4 protein-coding genes are annotated in these 4,360 nt (G+C 49.3%); all 4 read left to right on the top strand.

Going from position 1 to position 4,360, the window contains the following annotated elements; translation table 11 throughout:
* On the top strand, positions 1-737 hold a 737-nt coding region (locus K2I50_RS03900), incomplete at its 5' end, for an amidohydrolase family protein (RefSeq protein WP_301024929.1).
* A gap of 35 nt (positions 738-772) precedes the next feature.
* Positions 773-2,617 (top strand): 2-oxoacid:acceptor oxidoreductase subunit alpha, encoded by a 1,845-nt coding sequence (locus K2I50_RS03895; protein WP_301024928.1) that lies wholly within the window; start codon positions 773-775, stop codon positions 2,615-2,617.
* A gap of 28 nt (positions 2,618-2,645) precedes the next feature.
* A complete protein-coding gene (locus K2I50_RS03890) occupies positions 2,646-3,659 on the top strand; it encodes a 2-oxoacid:ferredoxin oxidoreductase subunit beta (protein ID WP_301024927.1) in 1,014 nt (337 codons plus the stop codon).
* Positions 3,660-4,156: 497 nt separating this feature from the next.
* On the top strand, positions 4,157-4,342 hold the full coding sequence (locus tag K2I50_RS03885; RefSeq protein ID WP_367279083.1) for a hypothetical protein: 186 nt from the start codon (positions 4,157-4,159) through the stop codon (positions 4,340-4,342).
* Positions 4,343-4,360 lie beyond the last annotated feature (18 nt).

The following is a 4,360-nucleotide window of genomic DNA, read 5'->3' as shown; positions in this document are numbered from 1 at the left end:
CTGTTGCTCTTCACCCGGAAATCCGCTCACGGGAGGCTTGTATACTCAGCACTCAGAATGCCATAAGACGAGCACGTAAATACGGGAGTCGTCTACATGTGCTCCATGTGAGTACGGCAGAGGAGGCCACTATGTTTTCAAATCGGCCATTGTCTGATAAACGTATTACAGCAGAGGTTTCGGTGCATCATCTTTGGTTCTGCGACAATGACTATGACCGTCTTGGGTCTCGGATAAAGATGAACCCTGCCATTAAGACGTCGGCCGATCGTGATGCCCTGCGCAAAGCGTTGCGTGACGGGCGTATTGACATAGTAGCTACCGATCATGCTCCTCATTTGCCGGCAGAGAAGGAGGGTGATGCTCTTACAGCTGCTTCGGGCGCTCCTATGGTGCAGTTTTCGCTTCCGTTGATGCTTGAGATGGCTGATATGGGTATATTTACGCGTGAGCTTGTTGTCGAGAAGATGTGTCATGCTCCCGCGCGATTGTTCGGTATACGGCGCCGTGGATTTCTGCGTAAAGGATTTGCCGCCGATATCGCAGTAGTTCGTACCGACACCGCCTATACTGTAACAGATGATATGGCGCTCAGCCGCTGTGGATGGACTCCGCTTGCCGGAACCACTCTACATAATCGGGTCATTGCTACATGGGTCGATGGAAAACCGGTATGGAGGGACGGAAAGATATATGAAGAGACACGCGGTAAGGCCTTGCGTTTTGAATCGCGCTAAATAAGATTAATATATACACACTATAATAGACCATCATGTTAGAAAAAGCTGATGTAAAGACCATAGATAAAGTGGTAGTAAGATTTTCCGGTGATTCTGGCGACGGTATGCAGCTTGCCGGAAACATTTTTACAAATGTATCGGCTGGCGTCGGTAATCAGGTGTCGACATTTCCTGACTATCCTGCCGAGGTACGCGCCCCGCAAGGGTCGCTCAGTGGCGTTTCCGGGTTTCAGGTAAACCTTGGTATCGGGGTGCATACTCCTGGCGACAAGGCTGATGTCCTTATCGCGATGAATCCTGCCGCACTGAAGCAGAATGTAAAACATCTGAAAAAAGGCGGCGTGGCAATCGTCGACATTGATTCCTTTAAGGAGAGTGACTTGAAGAAAGCCAAGTTTGAGACATCTGATCCATATGCTGAGCTTGATCTTAAAGCCCAGGTGGTAGAAGTGCCGGTTACTTCCATGACCAAGGCGGCACTTGCAGATTCCGGACTCGACAATAAGTCAGTGCTGAAATGCAGAAACATATTTGCTTTGGGTCTTGTATGCTGGCTTTTCGACCGTCCTCTTGAGGCTGCTATACATCATCTTCACAACAAGTTTGCAAAGAAGCCGGCAGTATTTGAGGCTAATGCCAAAGTGATACGTGCCGGATATGACTATGGTGCGAATATTCATGCTGGTGTGTCTACATATCGCATTGAGTCAGAGGCTGTACGCCCTGGTGTGTATACTGACATTAATGGCAACACCGCTGTTGCCTGGGGTCTGATTCTGGCTTCCGAAAAAGCCGGACGCCCACTGTTCCTCGGCAGCTATCCCATTACTCCGGCTACTGATATCCTTCATGAGTTGGCCAAGCGCCGCGACCTTGGGGTAAAAGCCATACAGATGGAGGATGAGATTGGTGGAGTGTGTGCTGCTATTGGCGCTTCTTTTGCCGGTAATATCGGTGTTACCTCTACATCCGGGCCCGGTCTGGCTCTGAAGAGCGAAGGTATCGGCCTGGCTGTTATGGCAGAGCTGCCCCTTGTGATAATCGATGTGCAGCGTGGCGGTCCATCTACAGGCCTGCCTACAAAGACAGAACAGACCGACCTTATGCAGGCCCTTTATGGCCGCAACGGCGAGTCGCCTGTTGTTGTTGTGGCCCCTGCATCTCCTACGGATTGCTTTACAATGGCTTTTGATGCAGCAAGGATAGCTATAGAGCACATGACTCCCGTAATACTCCTTTCGGATGCGTTTATCGGAAATGGCTCAAGCGCCTGGCGTGTGCCTGATGCAGAGGATTTCCCCAGAATTACACCTCGCTATGTGCCTGTCGAACTAAGGGAATCATGGCGACCTTATCTTCGCGACGAAAATACCCTTGCTCGTTACTGGGCGATTCCCGGTACCGAAGGGTTGGCCCACCGTCTCGGAGGCTTGGAAAAAGATTATAACACAGGGGCGTTGTCCATCGACCCTGTGAACCATGAGAAGATGGTATATGCCCGTCGTGAGAAGGTGGAACGTGTTGCTGACGATATCCCCGAGCTTGAGGTAATCGGTTGTGGTGATGCCGACACCTTGTTAATCGGGTGGGGCGGCACTTACGGCCATCTGCGTACTGCGGCCGAAGACCTGGTGAAAGAGGGATACAAGATTGATTTTGCTCATTTCCGCTATATCAATCCGCTCCCGCGCAACACACATGATGTACTTTCGCGATACAAGACAGTAATCTGTGCAGAGCTCAACACCGGTCAGTTTGCTGATTTCCTCCAGAGCCGTAATCCCGGACTTCAGATTAAGCGTATAAATAAGATTCAAGGCCAGCCTTTCCTGATTAGCGAGGTTGTAGCCGGTGTGAAGGAAATTCTCGCCAAATAGCCTCTTAATTTTAAAGACTTCAGTAACAATGGATACAAAGCAATATACCCCCGCCGACTACAAGAGTGACCAGCCGGTACGCTGGTGCCCCGGTTGCGGTGACCATGCTATTCTCAATGTTCTCCATAAGGCCATGGCCGAGATTGGAGTAGCTCCGCATATGACAGCTGTAATATCCGGTATCGGATGCAGCTCACGTCTGCCGTATTACATGAATACCTACGGATTCCATACTATTCATGGGCGAGCAGCGGCAATCGCTACAGGTTTCAAAGTGGCTAATCCCGAAATGTCGGTATGGCAGATATCGGGCGACGGCGACGGACTCGCTATCGGAGGCAACCATTTCATCCATGCCGTGCGTCGTAATGTCGATATAAACCTTCTGTTGCTTAACAACAAGATTTACGGATTGACAAAAGGACAGTACTCACCGACCTCCGACCGTGGATTTGTCAGCAAATCTTCGCCTTACGGCACTACCGAAGATCCATTCATACCGGCTGAACTCGTGTTCGGAGCAAGAGGCACATTCTTCGCTCGCTCTATCGACGTAGAACTTGCCACCTCTCAGGAAGTGATGGTTGCCGCCGGCCGCCACCGTGGAACATCTGTTGTCGAATTGCTGCAGAACTGTGTGATATTCAACAACGGCATACACAATCATATAACCGACAGAGAATATCGTGCCGACCGCACTATCCATCTGCGCCATGGCGAGAAAATGCTTTTCGGCAAGGAGATGAACCGCGGACTTGTGCGCGATGGATTCTATCTGAAGGCTGTCGAACTTGGAAAGGACGGCTACACCATTGACGACGTGCTTGTGCACGACGCACATACACAGTCAAATTTCCTCCATCAGCAGCTTGCCATGATGGATGGACATGAACTCCCGCTCGCCATAGGTGTAATCAGAGATGTCGATTCTCCGGTATATAATGAAGAGATTGACGCTCAGATTGCCGACGTCCGTTCTAAGAAAGGATTTGATTCGCTTCGCTCGATGATTCTTGCCGGCGAGCACTGGACAGTCGAATAAGCAACGCTTCACAGATATCGTCTCAGACGACGCTTATCCCATCAAGGCTACAGATTATCGCTCTATTGGCGACGGTCTGTAGCCTTTGCTATTCAGCTAATTATGCTTACTCACGCTATAAATATGCCGTTAAATTTGACTGAATGGCATATTTGGCTTAACTTTGCAGAAAAGAATCAGCCTTTATCCGGCAAATGCAGCAGAGGTATTTCTGATATTATGCTTTGATTCTATATATGTGTGTTATCTGTGATTACACGCTCAGCCATCATTATTGCACCGGTCACCCCACTCAATTCTATATTGTTTGTGGGGGAGAGAAAGAATTGCCGCTAAATTAAGCGGTTTAATTTTTTTTATGTATCCTCCTGTCGCGACAGCAGACAAAATTTCAATCGACAATCTTGAAAGATATGTCGAGGAAAACTATTCTGAGAAATCTCAAAAGCTGTATCTTGCTGTATTAAAGTCGATTAGAGTATATGGGGGGGGGGTATTTGGCCGCCTCTGAAATTGATGGAAAGTACATTGCAGGATTTCAGACACACCTCTCCGACCGTCTCTCTCCGGGAAGTATATCCCAATATCTGCGTAGTCTGCGCTCGCTCCTTAACTCCTATCTCGGCCCGTACTACCGCAAGCCCATAAACGAAGCGTTTGCCGGCGTTGCCTCCAAAAATTAGACCGACACACGACACGTC

The organism is Muribaculum sp. (assembly GCF_029051885.1).
Classification (GTDB): Bacteria; Bacteroidota; Bacteroidia; order Bacteroidales; family Muribaculaceae; genus Muribaculum.
The sequence above is the reverse complement of the archived record's forward strand: the minus strand, read 5'-3'. Positions and strand labels throughout refer to the sequence as shown.